We start from the raw sequence: 19467 nt of genomic DNA, 5'->3' as shown, positions 1-19467 counted from the left end.
GTGTATCTATTCGATTAATTAGAATTTGTGTCGTTTTTTTAAAGCGTTCTTCCAAATCTTCATCTTTGGTTTCCCATGCTCGCAGTAATTGCTGTAAATTAAGTTTCATGGGAGTAAGTGGGTTTTTGATTTCGTGAGCAACTTGTTTGGCCATTTCACGCCATGCTGACTCTCTTTCGGAACGTGCTAAAACGGCTGCACTTTCTTCAACCTTAACAAGCATTTGGTTATACTCTGCAATCAAACTTCCAATTTCATCGCTGCTGTTCCAACTGATTTTTTTGTTGGTTTTTCCCAATTGAATATCGCTCAAGTGTTTTTTAATTATTTCAAGTGGCTCGGTAAAGGTATTGGCAATGATAATGGAGATGAGAATAATCAATAAAAACAGGAATACATAAATGTTTACAATGGTGACAATCAAGTTGGTAATCTCTTCTTTCGTTTCTTTTTCTTTCGCAAAATAGGGGAGGTTGATAAAGCCAATTATTTCATTATTTCCGTTTCGGATAGGAGAATAAGCTGATAAATATTTGATTTTTCCTCCGATTTTCTCGTACTGAACCAATTGTGATTTTTGCAAAATCCATAATTTATAGAAGGCTTCTGCATCAATCATTTGAGAGATAATTTTACGCTCATATACAGGTATTTGCGATGTTGCAGTTAATACGCCATATCGATCGAATATATTGATATCCGTTCGGAATAAGTCGGCAGCCTGAATGATTTTCGCATATAAATCCTCTCCATAAACGGAGTTCTGATTGAAATAATTGCTCAGACTTTCCTTAACGATTTTAATTTCTTTTTGCAGTTTAATCTCTGTGTTTTTGCTTGAGTTAAGGCTAATAAACCGGATAGTGGCAAAACCAGTTAGCAACAAAGCAACTAAAATAGACACCAAGATGGTTCCTTGAATTTTCCCTTTGAAATACATTTGGGGAATTGGATTGAATGACGACCAGAATTGACGTGAGCGTATTCCTTTTTCTCCCAGATTATTAATAATGCGAACAAGATAATAGCCAATAGCCAACAAGAGAGTAGATAAAATGAACAAAACTGAAAACAAAGCCAAAGAGGTAAAAACGTTGTTAACGGGTTTGCTCATGATGATGGAAACACCATCATTCATATTATAAAAAAGGTGATCGTATTTTTTATCATTAAAAAAGTAATAGGGCTCTCCGTTTTGTTTTGAATCGAAAGTTATAGGATAGGAATATTCGCCTTTTTGATTGGATAATAAATTATTAATATAAATGGCGTAGGAGTAGTTCTTGATCTCTTCCTGTCTTCGAATATTATGCTCAATAATTAGCTCAGGATATACACTTTCTTCCAGAAATGGTTTCTTTTTGAGCTCAAGAACAAGATTCCCTACTATCTTATTATGCTTCTCAATTTTCAGCTTTATAATATATACAGGAGCTCCATCAAAAGTGTTTCGGAAATAAAGCAGCGCATTACTGTCAACAACATGGCATTGCTCAATAACGGTTAAATAATTTGAATAGGGGATGTACGTATTACTTTTAAAGGGTTCTCCTTTTGGAGAGTACGTATTTAATATCAGATCAAAATTGCTGAAATAGCCTGAAAAATAGATTTGCTTTAAGCGTTTTTTTAATAGCGCTTTTGAGATTAATGGATTCGAGTAAAAAGATTTTACATAATCGTCATTCTGTATTTTATCAATCTCATCAAGTATTAATTGCTCCCCTAAAGCATCGCGGTCAGTTGCAATAGATGTTATGAGCAATTTCCGGTTTTCTTGTTCTTTGTTTTCGTTAGCAGAAATAATTTGGTGAGCAGCAAATCCGGCACTGATTAAAATAAATGCAAGTAAAGAATTTAGATTGAGATTTTCAAGAAAACCATAGTAGGTAAACAGTATCCAAACAATAATAGGAAATAAGATGAGTAAATACGAATAGCTGAAATGATATCTGAAAATAATAAAATACAAAAAGGATGGAATAATAAAAAGGATGGCATTTTGCCACCATAGAAATTGTTTTATTCTAACTATGCGAACGAATATAGACGTAAATGCCAGGAAAATAAACAGCAACAGAAATACGATGAAGAATGCTAAAATGCTATAAAAGTTGAAGCGGAAAAATTCACTCATATCCATAGGGATACTGCTATTCATCACCATTCCTCTAATTATAGTGGAAATAGAGGTAATCAATAACAAAGTGAAAAAGAATAGGACAATGAATAAAAGTGCATTTATTTTTTTACTTGCTTTTATTTTGAAGCGAAACTGTTTAGTAATAATAAAAAGCATCCATGAAAGTAAAAATACAGTCATGAAAAGATCGCCTATGGATCCAAGAAATTCAGAGCTGGCATAAACAATTGGTTGAAATATTTGATGAGAAAACAATTCTTTAGGAACCACAAAAACCTTCCATCCCAGAAAAGTTATCAGCAATGTGGTAAAGGTTAGGATATAAGCATGAATTGATCTTTTCTCTTCAAACAAACGGAGTATTTGCCGATTGATATAGATGAAAATAATAATACCCGTAAGTAAATAAAGGATGAGTAAAAGGAAATTTGGCTCATCCTTAGGAAGTGGTTTGAGCATGAATAAATCCTCATTATTGATATCCTTTACATGATAGTTGCCAGCTTTTAATTCTTCACTTTCCGTTTTATCTATTTTAAAATGATCGTTTGATTTTCCTAATAAGAAATTGTTTTTAAGATAATTATTCTCATAGGGATAAGCCGACTCAACAGGTATTAAAGCCGTAAATAAATATTCACCATCATAGCGATTCAATTGTAAATAATAACCATTGGCAAGCAATTGCAGGCGTAATTTATCTTCAGGTACAACTATTTTGTTCGGAATTACTTTGTTACTGGTCCATAAAACCAATTGGCCGTTTTGAAAAATGTAAAAGAATATTTTTTCTTCTTTGGCAATTTCCAGTGTTTTATCCAAATTTTCATAATAGGAATCAGCCGAAATACTTTGATAATAATTAAATAGTTTCAGGCATGTTTCTTCTTTTTCGTTGACATCTTTTTGGATTCTGTGAAGCTGATATTTGTCGTTTAAATCAGGTATGAGCTGATTTTGAAGAAAGTCGATTGCAACACTGATCAGTAGGATTATCAATCCAATTTGAAGTAGTCGGAAATTATTTTTATAAAGTTTGGTCATGTAGCACGATCAGGTAATACAAAATTGCATTATAATAATTGAATAAGCAATAAATATGCTTTCTATTCAATGCAATTTCTTCAGTTGCTGTTTATTTCCACCACATCAAATTTTGCATTGACTCTGATGGGAGAGAGGGTGTTTTTAATTCGGATTTGATATGATGATTGTCAAATTTAGTTTGTCGCAAACGGTCATTCTGAACTTGTTTCAGAATCTTTTTTGTTTTAGCAGTGTTTTTCTCTGAGGCTACTGCATCAATTTTATTCTAAACTCAGAGTCACACATCGAAATTTTGATGGTTAGCATACCACTTTAAGTGGAGACTCTGAGCGGACAGAATTATACTTCCTGTGTATTTATTTGTGAAAAGCACATCGGGAAGATTTTTCACCCCTCCCCCTGGTGCATTTGTTGATTTTACATTTGTTTTACCACCATCTGTTGAGAAATAAATAGTGTTTCGATGTGTTACAAATACCAAACTGTCTTTTGACAGAAAAGAATAATATTTGATCAACTCTATAGGATTTCCAAAACTTCTGATAATGATTTCCCAATCTTGTCCTCCATTTTTTGTTCCTATGATAGACCTATTATAAGGAGCAACAGTATCTCCAGTCATACAATAAATGTATAGACTATCAAGCATTTGCGGATTAAAAAAGCCCTTATAAGCCTTGTCTCCAATATCTGTCCACTGTGCAAATAGGTTAAAACTGCATATAACGAATATTATTATAGATAAATGTTTCATTGTAATGCTATTAATTATTTATAATTAGGGTCGTGAGGAGAGTAATCAAAACAAGGTGGATCGTTTCCATCTCCGTAGAAAGTAATTATAGAAATAATATTTCATTCTTTTACAACTTTCTCTATCCAAACCCCATTTTCATCAACTACTTTTACAAAATAGACCCCAGCTGGCAGATTGCTGATATCCAAACTGTTTTCCTTGCCAACAAGTTCGGATTGCAGGAGTGTTTGACCCTGTAAGTTAATAATAAAAGCTTTGGCATGTTTAATTGTTTCCCTGTTAAGGCTTATTGTAAGGGTATTGTTTGCCGGGTTGGGAAAAATGCGAATGGAATTTTCCACATCCGGCTTTTCATTTACCCCGGAATAGGGTCCTCCGCCATTGTTTGTGCGGTAAACACATTTTGCTCCATTATATGGCCAAAGGGTCAAGTTGTTTTTATCGAATCCCGTAATATAGGCCATTTTGCATGAAGATAAACTAAACTCCAGTCTTCCCCAGTTTAAACCACCATCCTCTGTACGATAATAGTGATAACTCCCTCCACAGTAAGTAACTACCCAACCATTGTTTTCATCACTGAAATACATGTCGGTAGGCCAACAACTACTGTTAATTTCATAAATTCCTTTAATTTTTTTTGTCCAGCTTTTACCTCCATCTGTTGTCTTATAAATACCATATATGTTTCCATAAAAACCAATTGATTCTGTTACAAATTGCATTTTCATAAATGTTCCTGATGAAGATGGAACGCTACCTACTTTTATCCAATTTGAGCCATTATCAGTTGTTTTAAATAGAATAAAATCGGCACCTATGCTGTAGCCTACTTTTGAATTAATGAAATTAAGTTGACTTATTGCAAATTTTCCAGGTTCATCTGAATTAAGAGGAAGCCAGCTCTGACCAAAATCTTCAGTTTTATATTGGGCATATACTCCGGCATTATAAGTCATTATGAAAATTGTTTTCGAAAACTTAGAATAGAAATTATACCTGCCTATAATTCCTTGAAGGCCTGTTGGTACATTGGTTAATTGTTGAAATGTTTTCCCACTGTCTGAAGCAACGTAAATGTTTTTCAAATGCGTAAATACTACCACACTGTCTTTGGATAATACGATATAATCATTAATTAATTCAACAGGGCTGGTAAAGCTTCTGCATAGTTCTGTCCAGCTTTTACCTCCATCTTCAGTTTTTATGATCATTGCTTGCCATGGTGAAACGGTATCTCCGGTTATACAATAAAAATTAAGGCTATCTAACATTTGAGGCCACCCCCCTGATCCCCATTGCTTTGGTGTGATATCGCTCCACTGCGCATGTGCAAATAAGCTGTTAACCAGTAATATTAATATCATTATTTTTTTCATAGCATTTTATTTTAATTATCTGTAATTATCATGTGGAGTAATCGTATAACAAGGTGGCGTTCCTCCATCACCATCGAATGTATTATTATAAAGCAATTTCCCAAAATAAGGGGCGTCTGGATCTCCACTTTCCCAATAAGCCCTTCTACACACTAGGTTAGGACACCAAAGGGGGTGTTGAGACAGGAAAACGTCCACATAAGGAGAAAGGTCAATGATATGGCAGCGGACAGGAATTGGGTGGGTCCGCTGGAGGGGTAAACAACCCAGCAGTTGGACAAGGCAATGGAGGAGGCTGATAAAATGCTTCATGATAATTACAATGCCATGATCCAACTCGACCAGCACTAGGTGAACTTACTGCTAAACTTACTAAATCAGGAGTTCCCAGAACTTTTTTCCAATGAGGAACCAATCCTTTGAAAAATTCATTTTTGTTACCACCACCAGTATCAAATGTTCCAGTAAGTTTTTGATTGTCAACCAAGCTATCACATTGTGCCATGCTGTTAGCCTGTAAAGTGCAGAAAATCAGCAATATAAAAATGGGGGGGTAATTTGTTTACCTAAAAGAATAATTTTTGAAGTCATAATCTTGAAATTGAGATGTTTTTTGAAAGAAAATACTTTACCAAAAATAAAGAAAATAATCAATAAATAGCAATATGATTTAATTGTCTTCTGCTCTCAGAGTCACACCTCAAATTTTTGAATGTAAGCATGCCTCATAAAGTGGAGACTCTGAGTGGACGAAATAATTGAATAAGCAATAAATATGCTTTCAATTAGATACACTTTCTTTATTCGACTAAATTCGCAGATGAATTAATAGATGTTATATGGTTGACAAAGTGGTTTTGGTTGGGATAATAAAACAAAAGGAAAGAGAGGAAATTATTAAGGAAAATTTGGAGGAACTGGCTTTTCTGGCGTTTACTGCTGGTGCAAAAGTGATGGGCCGTTTTACACAAAGACGGGATAAACCAAATAGCCGGACTTTTGTTGGTCCCGGCAAACTAGAGGAAATAAAGGAGTTTGTTATTGAAAATGAAGTATCATTGGTTGTTTTTGATGATGAATTAGGGCCTAACCAAATTAGAAATATTGAAAAAGAATTGGAATGCCGTATTATTGACAGAACCAATTTAATACTGGATATTTTTGCAAAACGCGCGCAAACTGCACAATCAAAAGCACAAGTAGAACTGGCACAATATGAATATTTATTGCCTCGCTTAATTGGTATGTGGACTCACTTGGAGCGTCAAAAAGGAGGAATAGGATTAAGAGGGCCGGGAGAAACTGAAATTGAAACCGATAGGCGGATAATCAGAAGTAAGATATCTCTTCTTAAAAAGAAACTAATAGCCATTGATAAGCAAAATAAAGTTCAACGAAAAAACCGCGCACAAAAAGTGAGAGTTTCCTTGGTTGGATATACCAATGCAGGAAAGTCGACTATCATGAATATGTTAAGCAAATCCAATGTTTTTGCTGAAGATAAGCTATTTGCCACCCTCGATACAACAGTCCGAAATGTTGTTATTAATCAAATCACTTTTTTATTATCGGATACGGTTGGCTTTATCAGAAAGCTTCCTCACAGACTTGTAGAGAGTTTTAAATCTACTTTGGATGAAGCAAGAGAGGCAGATATATTGATTCATGTTGTCGATTTGTCCCATCCGGATTTTGAGCAGCATATGCAAACTGTAAATGAAACATTGGCAGAATTGAAGGCAGATCATAAACCTACGCTTGTTGTTTTTAATAAAATTGATAAGTTGAGCGCTGCTTTTTTGGATGAATTAGAAATTGAAAATGAAAATGGAATCCTGAATTCTAAGCTGTTAGAAGAAACCTATCTGGCTACTGAACACGAGCATTCGATATTTATTTCAGCAATACACAAAACGAATGTGAAGGAATTCAGGAAAATGATAGTAGAATTGGTTATCGAAACCTATAAAAATGTATATCCACACTTTCCACTTTCAATTAGTGGACATTATCCAAGTCAAAATTAAAACTCGGATAATTTCTCTATTGTTTTCTGGAAAATAAGATCATTCAGAACTTTGTAATTTTCAGAACCCAGCAAATCTTCCAATTCAGGATAGGGAATCCAATACAGCGGTAATTCATTTAATTCAATACCGGCAATAATTGGCTTGTACGTAATTGCAAAAGCATGCGGTGTGGCTGAATAGGTATTTGAACCCTTGTTAAAAGACCAAACGTCTGCTATTTCATAACCAACTACATCTGTTAGTCTGAACGGACTAAAAATAACAGTATCCACTAAAAAATCTGGATAATTTGGGTCGGGTGCATATTGAATGGCTTCTTCAATTCCACCAATTTCTTTAATCTTTTGCTCATTGAATTTGGATTGGACAAGTAAGCTGTCATTTTTAAAAGCATTAATATTGCCTTCCTGAACCGCCTTGTAAATTTTCTCATTCAAGGTTTTCAGATAAGCAGGCCCTAAACTTGAAATATCAATAGCTCTGCAGGCATAATTAATTTCTCCTGATGACGATTTTAAATTCTCATTTTTACAACTATAAATCAGGGAAAAGCCAATTATTGTAACAAGAATAAGTGTTTTTACTTTCATGATATTATTTTTATTTTTTGTATTCCAATGCACCTAAATCTGGTTTGCCATCTGTTCGTTCAAAGCCAGAAAGGTCGAATTTCAAATAAGTAGATAGTCCTAAAACAGCATTATCTCCTTTGTCTATAGCAACAGAAGCAGAATCCAATTCATAATTGTACTGGCAAGGATTCACAAACACAGGGTCTTTGTTTATTATATTGCCATTATTGCCAAATTCTGTTTTTTCAGTTGTAAGCATGCAATCTGAAACTTCGAATAAACGGGCTCCTTCACCAGTTCGTGTGAAATCCATCTCCTCTTCTTTTGGTCCCCAGATAATGCAATTTGCTAAAACGACATGAAGATCATTTTTTATTGCTCCATTGTCAGTGTTGAAAAACGAAACAGCAGGTTCATGGCTGTAGCATTGGCAGGAATTATGAGCAAAAGTTGACTGATAAAACTTGTAGATACCACCTAATTCACCTACCACCAAGTATTTGCAGGAATTGTTAACGATGCAATTATAACCCTCAATGTGAGCCGTATAGCCAACTATGCCAACCACACTCATGTTTTCAACTCGCACATTTTCGAGTACTAAATTTGGATTGAAATTTATGGATGATGAATCTACTCGTATGCCAATGGTTCCATTTCTAATCTCTGCATTTCGAATGTAGTTGTTTTTACTTTCCCGAATGAAATGAATACCCCACCACTGACCGGGAATGTCATTGTAATACTGTTCGGTTCGTAATCCCTGAAATACAACAGGATTATTCGTGTCTCCCAGCACTTCAAGTGTTCCCCAAACAAAAATACCTGAGTAATTGTCAGAATACACTTTAACACCGGGCATAATAGTCAGTTTGCAATTATTATCAACTCCAACATGATCCGAAATCACATAGGGCAAATCAGAATCCCAAATAGTATTGCATTCAAGCATTGAGTCACGGAAAAAATTTGCATTCTGCCCCCAGGTCATTAACTTAATATCCTGCAGGTTGCCATTTGTTGTAAATACTATGGAGTCTTTCACAATAAAGGGGAGTAGACTGCTATTGGGATCAATGGTAACATCTACAAAAATGTAAATGCTATCATTTGGTAACAGTGAAAATTCTGTCATACTAACAGTTGGGCTTCCATCAATATTTATGCGGTATGGAGATGAATTGCCTCGTGCTAAATCAATTCGGCTTATTTTAATGCTTTTGTCGTGTGGATTATACACCATAAATTTTTGAGTAGCTGTTCCCCTTGTTGTAAAAACAGTGTCAAAAAATAATGTATCCAGTGAAAATTCAAGCATCGCTTCAGAACTTGTAATGAGGCTATCTTTCCGACATGAATACATGAAGGCTGAACTTCCGATAAGCAGTAAAAAAATGGGTAGTAAAAATTTGTTCTTGTTCAATTCAGTTCGTATTAATTGCTAATTCAGTTTAACAAAATTACTAATAAATCATCGCTTTAATATGCAACATAAGCAATTGATGCAATACTTATTTTAATTTGATGACATTGCAATAACGTATGACAGCAGGCTTCTATTGTTGAGCCTGTGGTAATAACATCATCAACTAATAAAACATGCGAGCCATTAAATTCATTTGCATCTTTTAATTGAAAAATATCTTTTACATTTTCCCATCGTTTAAACCTGCTTTTTTTTGTTTGAGTAGGAGAGTGTATTTCTCTGACGAGATTATTGATATTCAACTTTTTATCCAAACTATCGGCAATTCCGTCAGCCAAAAGCTCGCTTTGGTTATAGCCTCTTTTATGTTGTTTTTTTGGATGTAATGGTACAGGGACGATAAAATCCAGATCGGAAGCAAGGGAGCTGTTCAGCTTTAAATCATCTCCCAGCCACTGACCAACTTCATAACCCAAATCTTTAAAACCAAGGTATTTGATATGATGCAAGAGTTTTTGGACCCGGCTTTCTTTTGCAAAATAGAAGTAGGCCGTTGCCCATTCGATAGGCACTCGTCCCCAAAAAACTTTACTAATTGGATTTTCCTTTATTAAATGAAAGTTTGTCCGAGGAAGCGTTGTTTTACATTCCAGACAAATATTAACTTCCTGTCGGGTTAAAACGCAAGCACAAGCAACACAATTTCTCGGGTAAAAGAAATCGATTGCATCTTTAAATGGTCCTTCGTTTTTCGTTGACATTGAAAGTAGCTTGACATGAAATATATACCGTCATAGCGAACGAAGTGAAGCTATCTCCTTTTCGTTTGGAGATCGCCTGCCTGATTAGCACTGGTGGGCAGGCTTAATTAATTCTTCATTCGCGAGAACGAATATTTATTATATACCTCAACAGAGGATTAAAATTCTACCTAAAGCTCCATATGCCCTAACCCAAAAGGATAAAGAGCTGAAAATCAGACACTCTTTAGGGTAGGGGCGAAGTGATTTTCAGCAAAATTGACTCTTAATTCAATCTCTTACAATGATGTTTCATTTATTATATACCTCAATAGAGGATTAAAAGCTACTTTATTGAAAAACTATTGCTCTCCTATCCAGCGTTCCGTATCAATTGCTGCCATGCATCCACTACCAGCAGCAGTAACTGCCTGACGGTAGATTTTGTCCTGCACATCACCACAAGCAAATACGCCTTCTATATTGGTTCTGGAAGATCCTTTTTCTGTAATCAGGTATCCAGCATTATCTTTATCCAACGCATTTCCGAATATATCTGTATTGGGTTTGTGCCCAATGGCTAAAAAGAAACCATCAACTTTAATGATTTTTTCATCATTGGTTTTATTGTTAAGCAATTTAACACCTTCAACTGTTTTTTCTCCCAAAACTTCAACAGTATTATTATTCCAGAGAACTTCAATATTAGGCGTATTGTTTACGCGATGTTGCATGGCTTTTGAAGCGCGTAATTCATCGCGTCTGACAATCATGTAAACTTTGTTGCATAAGTTTGCCAAATAAGTTGCTTCTTCAGCAGCAGTGTCTCCACCACCTACTACAGCTACATCTTTTCCTTTATAGAAAAATCCATCGCAGGTAGCACATCCCGAAACACCATTTCCTTTTAATCTTGTTTCTGAATCCAATCCCAGATATTGAGCAGTTGCGCCTGTTGCAATAATAACGGCTTCGGCTTCTACTTCCTGACTTTCATCAACAACTACTTTAAAAGGTCTGTTTGAGAAATCAACACTGGTTACCACGCCAAAATTTACTTCTGTACCAAATCGTTCGGCTTGCTTGCGCATGTCGTCCATCAATTGTGGGCCTGTAATCATTTCAGGAAAACCGGGATAGTTTTCTACTTCGGTTGTGGTGGTGAGCTGTCCGCCCATTTCCATTCCCGTATACATTACTGGTTTAAGGTCGGCTCTTGCTGCATAAATTGCTGCCGTGTAGCCTGCAGGGCCTGAACCAATAATCAATACTTTTACTTTTTTTATTTCTGACATTTTCTTTTGATTTTTAGTTGTATTTAATCCATTATTGTGCCTAAACGCAGACTGACAATATGCTATTTTTTTACTGACAAAATGAGAATTGCTGACTTGAAAAGCATTATAAATATACGAATTAATTAGATATAATGATTTATAAAGTCTTTTTAAAAAAAAACAATCTAACAGGATTTCTTCCACCTGTTAGGTTGAGTTCATCTTTGGAATCTAAATATAAAAATTTTGTATCTTTAAAGACTAATTCCAATAAACAATTACTCTTATGACAAGGAAATATTTACTGATCTTATTCGTAATTCTGGTATTTAACAATGTTGGAAAAGCACAAAACTGGCTTCCAATAAATGCTGTTGACACTTATCATTATGCAATTGACACAGTGAATTTTCCCAGCCACACAATTTGGGTGGATTCGGTTAAGACTTTTGCTGACAGAACAGAATATCATTTCAATAGAATTGTTGCTCCATGTGATACATGTGATTATTTGAAGAAAAAGTATAAACTTGAAAATCCAGAGTATCCAGAAAATCGAATTCACTTATTGAACCAGCCTCAATTTCTAAATCTTAAAATGATAAGATACAGCAATGGCTGGATGAAATTTATAGGCAAGGATACTTTCTGGATTAATGCGAATGCTAAATTAAATGAAAGTTGGCTTTTTGATTCTTCCAATATGGTGCTTGCCAAATTGATTAGTGAGAATGTAAGAAGTATCTTCGGAACGGTAGATTCTACAAAAACCATTTTATTATCCTATAAAGATACTGTCATTGTATCAAAGTCATTTGGGATTATTAAGTTTCCTGAATTAAAATCACATGATTACCATTACAATCTGATAGGTGTTGAAACTCAAAAATTAGGCTACACTATGCCTGGAGTACTCGATTATTATGATTTTGAAATAGGAGATCGGTTTCAGTATAAAGGTGGAAGCGGAGATCCTTGGGGATATGAAAATTATATAAAAAACTATGTAATTACCGGAAAGAGTTTAACGAAAGACAGTCTGATCTATGATTATACTGGATTTAAGATTGGAACCAGGATGCATAAAGTAAATCCCTATTATAATGATACATTTGAGTACAATGGTCAAATCAGACTTGCTATAAATAGGTTGTTTCAGGAAGTTACATATTATCTAGATTCCAAATTATATAACAATCAGGATTTCAGATATTTTGGATTTGGTCATATTATCATGAGGTTTGGTTCTGATATGCAAAACAATTTAATTCAAAATGCATATGGCTTTAAAACAAATGATGGAACTTGGGATTACGCAGTTGATTCGCAAGATAACAATGTATTACTTCCAATTCAATCGCTTCCTGAGGCAAATTCTTTTGAAATAAGGATAGGTTTGGGTATTGTTGATTATCATCATTATATTTTTGAAATTAGTGAAAGCTATTCTTTAACTGGCTACATTAAAAACGGAGACACAGTCGGGACAATCATTCCTTATAATGTGCTTTCTGTTAAGAATGCTAAAGGTCATAGCCAGTATAATATATACCCAAATCCTTCAACAGATAGATTACATATTTCACTTTCAAAAGTTAATGCAACAGGAGGGGAATTTATAATCTATAATTTGCATGGTCAGGAAATGCTTTCTGGACAATGCAAAGAAGATATTACAGAAATTGATATTCAAACATTTATAGATGGAATCTATATTTTACAATTTAATTTGGGGAATCAGATTTTTACGGAAAGGTTTGTTAAATACTAAGATGCTTTTAGTCAGCCGACTTATGGTCGCAACTGACTAATTTATTTTTGTAATATCAAAGGGAATGCTGAGATATCCTAGATTTGAAACAGGATATTAAAAAGAAGCTAATATTTCTCCTTTTAGTCGAAAGGACAGCATTCATAAACAATTGGATATGCTCTGAGGTACAACTGAATTTTGGGAATCAGATTTTTACAGAGTGGTTTATTAAGTACTAAGATAGTTGTTTTTAGTCGTAGGCCGACTTATAGTCGCACTACGACTTGTTCTAAAACTCAACCTAACAGGTTGAAAAAAACCTGTTAGGTTGTTTTCAATTTATTTTTGTCATATCGAAGCGAATGCTGAGATATCTAGGTTTTAATTGTTTAATTTGTTTTCTCTCAACAAGCACCGTTTACCAGTAAAAAATTAATGCAGTTGAAATACTTAAAATCCAAAACTCGGCCAACAGATGTCTCCCTTCGGTCGACATGACAAAGAATCATTTAGATGTTAATAATATAAGCAGGATTACGATTGAAATTTGTCTTTTACTCTTTTGTCTTATCCAACTCCATCCGAAAGTGCTTGATATTGGCTTCCATAAACATGTCTCCCACAACCACAAATCCGTGTTTCTCATAAAAAGGAACTGCAAATTCCTGGGCATTCAGGTAAATCAGTTTGTCTTTTTTCCTGATATCGTGCAATATCTTGTTTAAGATGGCAGCACCTATTCCTTTGTTTCTGAATTCTTCCAATGTAGCAAAGCGTTCCAGTTTAACACCTTCTTCTGTCAATCTATATCTGGCTGTGGCGATTGCTTCATCTTCAAAAAATGCCAGATAATGAGATGACTCTTCCTCAAATTCATATTCAATATCTACCGGTACTTTTTGTTCCTCGATAAAAACTTCATCTCGAATCAAGCGAACTTGTTCGAAGAGAATGCTGTTGTGTTTTATTTTGATTATTTGTAACATATTTCTCGTTTCTCGTTGCTTGTTTCTCGCAACCTCTTTAAATTTAAATGGATTGATGTTGTGGACGAAGTAAATCGTTGACAATTTTTACGGGATTAAATGTTTCTATTGGAACTTCGACAAAAACAGTATTCCAGTCGGCCATGGCTCCATTCCATAAACCGGGTAATTCAAGCGCTTTCAATTCTTTACCCTCTTTAGATTTATGTGAAACAAAAGCGGTATTGGGATCTATAAAATCGTTTAAATCAAATGTATTTCCTCTGAAATCGGTGATAGAACAAACTAAATCAACCGGATTAAAATGGGTAGCCGCTTTCATGATTTTCTCTTGTGTCGAGTCATTCATATCAATTTGTGAAGATTCAACTATTTGAAGTGAAACTGAGCTGTCGGAGTTCTGAACCCAAAAGGGTCCACCACCAGGTTCTCCCTCATTTTTAACCATGCCACATACACGAATTGGTCGATTGAGTTTTTCAAATAAATAATCAGCTTTTTCAACTGCTTCGAAAAGCGTTAAGGATGCTGGAATTTTGAACATGAGTTCTTTTTCCATGAAGCTCTCTATTTCATGTAAAAATTCATTATCCAGTTGATTATCATCTAGTTGGTCAAGATAATTGTAAATTTTATCCTGTAATTGAATCAAATGGGCTCCAATCACTTTTTTATACAAAACCGTTTCATCCTTTAAACGATCAGGTACTACATTATCGATATTTTTAATGAAAATTAAATCGGCATTTAGTGCTTGTAGGTTGTCAATGAGTGCACCATGTCCACCGGGCCGAAATACAATGCTTCCATCTTTTTCACGGAAGGGCTGATTAAATGAGTCAACAGCAATGGTATCAGTAGCCGGATTCTGAATGGAATACTCTATTTCATATTTGATCTTGAATTTCGATTCGTAATATGATAATTTTTCGTTCATCAGTTTTTGCACCAATGGAATATGATCCTGAGATAATGTAAAATGAATTCGGACAATATTATCATCAGATTTGGCATACAAAGCTCCTTCGACTAAATGTTCTTCTATGCTTAAACGCACATTTTCTTCATTTTGGTGAAAGGCCAGCAGTGCTTTTGGTAATGAAGCATAGCTCAGTCCTTTTTCGCTTAATAAATAGGAGAGGATTTCAGATTTTGAAGATGAATCAACATTTAATCCATCTTTTATGAGCGCTTGCTCTAGATCTTTGTAAAAGGCAAACTTTTCAATATTTTGAAAGAAATAATAGACCGAATTAATATCCTGTTTTTCAATTAAATCTTTTTCCTGATCGGATTCACTCAATTCTGCAAAAGCCAATAAGGATTTAAACATGCGACTGGCTGCACCTGAAGCGGGAACAAATTTTAGAATTTGAAGTTCTGCTTGATATGCATCATATTGCGCTGCTATTTTGTTTGCTTCTTCACCAGAAAAACAGACAATTCCTTTTTTTTGAGTAGCCGCAGACTCTAGTTTTAAAGGAGGAAAACCTGTTTTAAAGTTTTCTAGCTGTTGTCGTATGCGACCAACATCCATACCTCTATCCTGCATCTGCTGAATATCCTTGTTTTCGAACATAAGGGTGTTTTAATTTCACTACAAATTAAATACATATCGTTTGTTTTAAGGTTTATAAAGAAAATAAAAAGCCGGAGTTTTAGCATACCAATAAAATATTTTAATTTAGTTGTATAGCACAATAGATTTTACAGGAATCTAAAACAAGAAAATGGACGACCAAAGCAAGATATTGATTGTAATGATTACCTACATGAGTTTATTGGTTTTGTGGGGATTTTACCAAGGGCGAAAAGTAAAAACCAGTTCAGATTTTGCTATTGCCGGAAGGAAATTACCCGGCTGGGTGGCTGCTCTGTCGGAGCGAGCCACTGGAGAATCGTCCTGGGCATTGCTTGGGTTACCGGGTGCTGCATATGCAACAGGCTTAATGGAAATATGGACAGCCATTGGTTGTGTATTGGGAATTATTTTGGCTTGGGTAGTATTGGCATGGCGATTAAGAGATGAAGCCGCTAAATATGAAACAAACACCTTTACTGAGTATATTGCAAAAAAGCATGGAGAAGTCGGTAAATGGATTCGGATAGTTGGCAGTTTTACGATAGTATTCTTTTTCTTCTTTTATGTAGGTGCTCAATTTATTGGTGGAGGCAAAACACTTGAAAATTTATTTGGGATAGATAGGGTAGCTGGTATGCTGATTATTGTTGCATTTGTTGTTCCTTACACCATTTATGGTGGATTCAGAAGTGTTACTTATTCAGATGTTATTCAGGCTATTGTAATGATTATAGCCTTAGTTGTTGCGCCTATTGCCGGAATTATCTATTTAACGAATCAACCAGAGGGAAGTGTATTTGCTTTTAGTATTTCTGAAGCATTGGACAAAGCAGGTCCTGTTTACAACACCATGACAGGAGGTAAGGCATTGAGTGGATTTGGAACAGGATTGATGATTGCAGGAGCCTTTTCCTGGTTTTTTGGTTATCTGGGTGGTTTACCTCAATTGACAACCCGATTTATGGCTATTAAAAATGCCAGACAAGCCAAACAGGCTCGAAATATCGGTGTAATCTGGACCATTATTGCCTATACTGGTGCATTGATGATTGGTTGGTTGGCTATTGCTGTATTTGGTCCGGGAACGATCAAAGACAGGGAAACTGTTATGCCTATTATGTTAACGACTTTGTTTAATCCCTGGGTTGCGGGTATTCTCTTAACTGGTGTATTGGCAGCAGTTGTTTCCACCGCTAATTCGCTTTTGATATTGTCAGCTACTGAATTATCTGAAAACCTGATTCAGCCTTTTCGTAAATTAAAGCCCAAACGAGCTTTATTGCAATCACGTATTGTCACCGCTTTATTATCTGTTGTGGCTTTGGTTTTAGCCTATTTCTCTTTTGAACCTGTTTATTTGTCTGATAATTCAATGAATAGTTTAAGCGAGCAAATAACTGAGATTAGTGTGTTAGAGAGAACCTCTGTTTTAGTTGACAAGGAATTTAACAATAAGAAGGATTTTTTAACTGCTTTAAAAGAAATCCTAACTCCTAAAGAATTTGCCAGTTATAATGAGATTTTTTATTTGAATGTTGAAAAGGATAGTGGTATTATTTACACATTGGTGGGGTATGTGTGGGCAGGAATTGGATCGACATTCTCTATTGTTATATTACTTACACTTTTCTGGAAACGATTCCACGGTCGAGCAGCCTTGGCAACTATTGTCACAGGCTTGGTATTTACCATTGTTTGGATTAGCACTGGTCTGGATAAAACAGTGATTACTGCCCGACTAATGACTTTTGTTGTGGCCTTTATTATTGCTGTTGGAACAACCTATCTTATCCCCAAAAGAACTTGATCTGAGATGATCCTCAATTGATAGTTATTGCTCTTCAATTCTATCACAAATAATCATATATACATAACTATATAAATATTTTGATTATTTTTGAAAGCAAGGATTATAGAAATAAACAATAAGATTAATACAAATTATAAGTCAATTGAAACTTTTTTATCCCATCCTTTAAACTCCCTCAAACAACATTCATGGAAAAATCAGAATTCAAAGTATATCGCTACCGCTGGATTATGCTAACCGTTTATATGTTTATTGTTGCCATGAACCAGCTTTTATGGATCACTTTTGCACCAATAACCAGTCAGGCTGTTGAATTTTATGGTGTATCTGAATTATGGATTGGGATACTTTCCATGAGTTTTATGTTGGTCTTTATCTTGGTTTCCATTCCTGCTTCTTGGATCATAGATACTTACGGAATCAGAATAGGAGTAGGGATTGGTGCTTTAATGACCGGTGCATTTGGGTTTATGCGCGGAATGGTCGGAACTAATTTCGAATTGCTTTTGATGGCTCAAATTGGTATTGCCATCGGGCAACCTTTTTTATTAAACGCCATTACCAAACTTTCTGCACGATGGTTTCCGATTCATGAAAGAGCTACATCATCTGGTTTGGGTACTTTGGCCATGTATATTGGTATTTTAGGCGGCATGGTTTTAACACCATTCTTAGCCATCAAATCGGGCATAGAAGGGATGCTATTTATTTATGGAATAGTGGGTGCAGTGGCTGCTTTGATTTTCATACTATTTTCCAAAGAGGCTCCTCCAACAGCTCCTTGTCTTCCCGGACAAGAGGAAAGAGCGCTGGTGCTTGATGGATTTAAAATTATTTTTCGTTCGAGGAATTTCCGATGGTTATTGCTCATTTTCTTTATAGGTTTAGGAGTTTTTAATGCAGTTACAACCTGGATAGAGGGAATACTAAATCCACGCAATATTTCAATTACTCAGGCAGGAATAACCGGTGGAGTTATGATAGGAGCAGGAATTATTGGCGCCTTGGTGATGCCTATGCTATCAGATCGATCGCGCAAACGAGTTCCATTTATTCAAATTGCCTTGGCAGGTGCAATTATTGGATTGCTTGGTATAACTTTTTCTGCCAATTATTCAATTATTCTAGTATCGGGAGCTGTTTTGGGATTTTTCTTGCTCAGTTCTGGACCCATAGGATTTCAATATGGAGCAGAAATTACCTATCCGGCCTCGGAGGGTTCTTCCAATGGTTTGCTTTTGCTCATGGGACAAATTTCAGGCATAGCCTTTATTTTTGGAATGGATATTTTTAAATCAGAATCTGATGGTTCAATGAGTATGCCTCTGATGGTGCTGATTGCCTTAATGCTTATCAGTTTAGTTGCTTCATTCCGTTTAAAGGAATCTGCTCTGGTGGGTAAAAAGGATGATGAATAATTTGTGAATCCAGAAATAAACTAGCATGAGAAAGAATCGAAAAACATATATATTAAAGCTGTTAGTCTTTCTGTTAGTAGTTCAGTTCTTTGCTCAGTCATCTCTTCAGGCACAAAATAAGCTATCAGATACCATTATTAGTGAAAGACTGCAATATATTAAAAACACACTGGAAAAGGATAAATTGAATACCAAGCGATGGTGGTATGCTTGGTTTACAACCTATGGTGTGGCCACTTTCGGACAAACTGCAGTATATTTTATTAGCGATGATAAAAGTTTGCAACAGGATATGCTCCTAGGTGCTGCAACAACCTTGTTGGGTGCAGCTGGTCAGTTTATTTCTCCTTTAGATCCCAGAAATGAGACAGCACATTTTAATTCCATGCCTGAGCTTACAGTAGATCAAAAACTGCTCAAATTAGATATTGCTGAAGAATTGTTATTGGAATGGGCAAAACGTGAGAAGGAAGCTCGAAACTGGCAAAATCACGCACTTACGGGTGCTGTTAATTTGGGAGGAGGATTGATAACCTGGCTGGGTTTT

At 35.3% G+C, this 19467-nt stretch carries 16 protein-coding genes and 1 pseudogene; 6 read left to right on the top strand and 11 right to left on the bottom strand.

From position 1 onward, the window contains the following. The 5 genes from HOG71_04495 to HOG71_04475 all read right to left on the bottom strand — a co-directional run. On the bottom strand, nucleotides 1-3187 hold a 3187-nt coding region (locus HOG71_04495; protein ID MBT5990091.1), incomplete at its 3' end, for a hypothetical protein. A gap of 280 nt (nucleotides 3188-3467) precedes the next feature. Further along, entirely contained in the window at nucleotides 3468-3944 is a 477-nt protein-coding gene (locus HOG71_04490) for a hypothetical protein (GenBank protein ID MBT5990090.1), read from the bottom strand. A gap of 101 nt (nucleotides 3945-4045) precedes the next feature. Next, a complete protein-coding gene (locus HOG71_04485; protein ID MBT5990089.1) occupies nucleotides 4046-5326 on the bottom strand; it encodes a T9SS type A sorting domain-containing protein in 1281 nt (426 codons plus the stop codon). Between the two features lie 15 nt (nucleotides 5327-5341). Next, entirely contained in the window at nucleotides 5342-5479 is a 138-nt protein-coding gene (locus HOG71_04480) for a hypothetical protein (GenBank protein ID MBT5990088.1), read from the bottom strand. 58 nt (nucleotides 5480-5537) lie between these two features. Then, nucleotides 5538-5831, bottom strand: a complete 294-nt coding sequence (locus HOG71_04475) for a hypothetical protein (protein MBT5990087.1) — start codon at nucleotides 5829-5831, stop codon at nucleotides 5538-5540. A gap of 334 nt (nucleotides 5832-6165) precedes the next feature. Between HOG71_04475 and hflX the strand changes: the two genes are divergently transcribed. Further along, nucleotides 6166-7353: a GTPase HflX gene (gene hflX, locus HOG71_04470; GenBank protein ID MBT5990086.1), complete on the top strand. Its 1188-nt coding sequence runs from the start codon at nucleotides 6166-6168 to the stop codon at nucleotides 7351-7353. On the opposite strand, the gene HOG71_04465 is transcribed toward hflX, so the two are convergent. From HOG71_04465 to trxB, 4 genes are all read right to left on the bottom strand, one after another. After that, nucleotides 7350-7946 (bottom strand): hypothetical protein, encoded by a 597-nt coding sequence (locus tag HOG71_04465; GenBank protein ID MBT5990085.1) that lies wholly within the window; start codon nucleotides 7944-7946, stop codon nucleotides 7350-7352. The genes hflX and HOG71_04465 overlap by 4 nt on opposite strands. 10 nt (nucleotides 7947-7956) lie before the next feature. Continuing rightward, the gene (locus tag HOG71_04460) at nucleotides 7957-9351 is read right to left on the bottom strand and encodes a hypothetical protein (GenBank protein MBT5990084.1); all 1395 of its coding nucleotides are present in this window, start codon (nucleotides 9349-9351) and stop codon (nucleotides 7957-7959) included. Nucleotides 9352-9407: 56 nt separating this feature from the next. After that, a complete protein-coding gene (locus HOG71_04455; protein ID MBT5990083.1) occupies nucleotides 9408-10115 on the bottom strand; it encodes a ComF family protein in 708 nt (235 codons plus the stop codon). Nucleotides 10116-10456: 341 nt separating this feature from the next. Next, nucleotides 10457-11389 (bottom strand): thioredoxin-disulfide reductase, encoded by a 933-nt coding sequence (gene trxB, locus HOG71_04450; protein ID MBT5990082.1) that lies wholly within the window; start codon nucleotides 11387-11389, stop codon nucleotides 10457-10459. Nucleotides 11390-11657: 268 nt separating this feature from the next. On the opposite strand from trxB, the gene HOG71_04445 reads away from it, so the two are divergent. Beyond that, nucleotides 11658-13142 carry a T9SS type A sorting domain-containing protein gene (locus HOG71_04445; GenBank protein MBT5990081.1) on the top strand — a complete coding sequence of 495 codons (1485 nt, stop codon included), beginning with the start codon at nucleotides 11658-11660 and terminating at the stop codon, nucleotides 13140-13142. Nucleotides 13143-13678: 536 nt separating this feature from the next. Here the strand turns inward: HOG71_04445 and HOG71_04440 are convergent. Further along, on the bottom strand, nucleotides 13679-14110 hold the full coding sequence (locus tag HOG71_04440) for a GNAT family N-acetyltransferase (GenBank protein ID MBT5990080.1): 432 nt from the start codon (nucleotides 14108-14110) through the stop codon (nucleotides 13679-13681). Nucleotides 14111-14153: 43 nt separating this feature from the next. Further along, nucleotides 14154-15689, bottom strand: coding sequence for a DUF4301 family protein (locus HOG71_04435; protein ID MBT5990079.1), 1536 nt, complete (start codon nucleotides 15687-15689; stop codon nucleotides 14154-14156). A gap of 151 nt (nucleotides 15690-15840) precedes the next feature. Between HOG71_04435 and HOG71_04430 the strand changes: the two are divergent. The 4 genes and pseudogenes from HOG71_04430 to HOG71_04415 all read left to right on the top strand — a co-directional run. Continuing rightward, a pseudogene (locus HOG71_04430) lies at nucleotides 15841-17025 on the top strand (sodium/proline symporter). Between the two features lie 39 nt (nucleotides 17026-17064). Continuing rightward, nucleotides 17065-17499 (top strand): hypothetical protein, encoded by a 435-nt coding sequence (locus HOG71_04425; protein ID MBT5990078.1) that lies wholly within the window; start codon nucleotides 17065-17067, stop codon nucleotides 17497-17499. A 191-nt stretch (nucleotides 17500-17690) separates the two neighbouring features. Next, nucleotides 17691-18920 carry an MFS transporter gene (locus HOG71_04420; GenBank protein ID MBT5990077.1) on the top strand — a complete coding sequence of 410 codons (1230 nt, stop codon included), beginning with the start codon at nucleotides 17691-17693 and terminating at the stop codon, nucleotides 18918-18920. Between the two features lie 25 nt (nucleotides 18921-18945). Beyond that, the coding region (locus HOG71_04415; protein ID MBT5990076.1) for a hypothetical protein at nucleotides 18946-19467 on the top strand (522 nt) is incomplete at its 3' end.

The sequence above is a fragment of the Bacteroidota bacterium genome (assembly GCA_018698135.1).
Classification (GTDB): Bacteria; Bacteroidota; Bacteroidia; order CAILMK01; family JAAYUY01; genus JABINZ01.
The sequence above is the reverse complement of the archived record's forward strand: the minus strand, read 5'-3'. Positions and strand labels throughout refer to the sequence as shown.

Bases quoted from the DNA above. Each gene is read 5' to 3' on its own strand.
- HOG71_04490 (MBT5990090.1), bottom strand. From the start codon at position 3,944: ATGAAACATTTATCTATAATAATATTCGTTATATGCAGTTTTAACCTA.
- HOG71_04485 (MBT5990089.1), bottom strand. From the start codon at position 5,326: ATGAAAAAAATAATGATATTAATATTACTGGTTAACAGCTTATTTGCA.
- HOG71_04475 (MBT5990087.1), bottom strand. From the start codon at position 5,831: ATGGCACAATGTGATAGCTTGGTTGACAATCAAAAACTTACTGGAACA.
- hflX (MBT5990086.1), top strand. From the start codon at position 6,166: ATGGTTGACAAAGTGGTTTTGGTTGGGATAATAAAACAAAAGGAAAGA.
- HOG71_04465 (MBT5990085.1), bottom strand. From the start codon at position 7,946: ATGAAAGTAAAAACACTTATTCTTGTTACAATAATTGGCTTTTCCCTG.
- HOG71_04455 (MBT5990083.1), bottom strand. From the start codon at position 10,115: ATGTCAACGAAAAACGAAGGACCATTTAAAGATGCAATCGATTTCTTT.
- trxB (MBT5990082.1), bottom strand. From the start codon at position 11,389: ATGTCAGAAATAAAAAAAGTAAAAGTATTGATTATTGGTTCAGGCCCT.
- HOG71_04445 (MBT5990081.1), top strand. From the start codon at position 11,658: ATGACAAGGAAATATTTACTGATCTTATTCGTAATTCTGGTATTTAAC.
- HOG71_04440 (MBT5990080.1), bottom strand. From the start codon at position 14,110: ATGTTACAAATAATCAAAATAAAACACAACAGCATTCTCTTCGAACAA.
- HOG71_04435 (MBT5990079.1), bottom strand. From the start codon at position 15,689: ATGTTCGAAAACAAGGATATTCAGCAGATGCAGGATAGAGGTATGGAT.
- HOG71_04425 (MBT5990078.1), top strand. From the start codon at position 17,065: ATGAATAGTTTAAGCGAGCAAATAACTGAGATTAGTGTGTTAGAGAGA.
- HOG71_04420 (MBT5990077.1), top strand. From the start codon at position 17,691: ATGGAAAAATCAGAATTCAAAGTATATCGCTACCGCTGGATTATGCTA.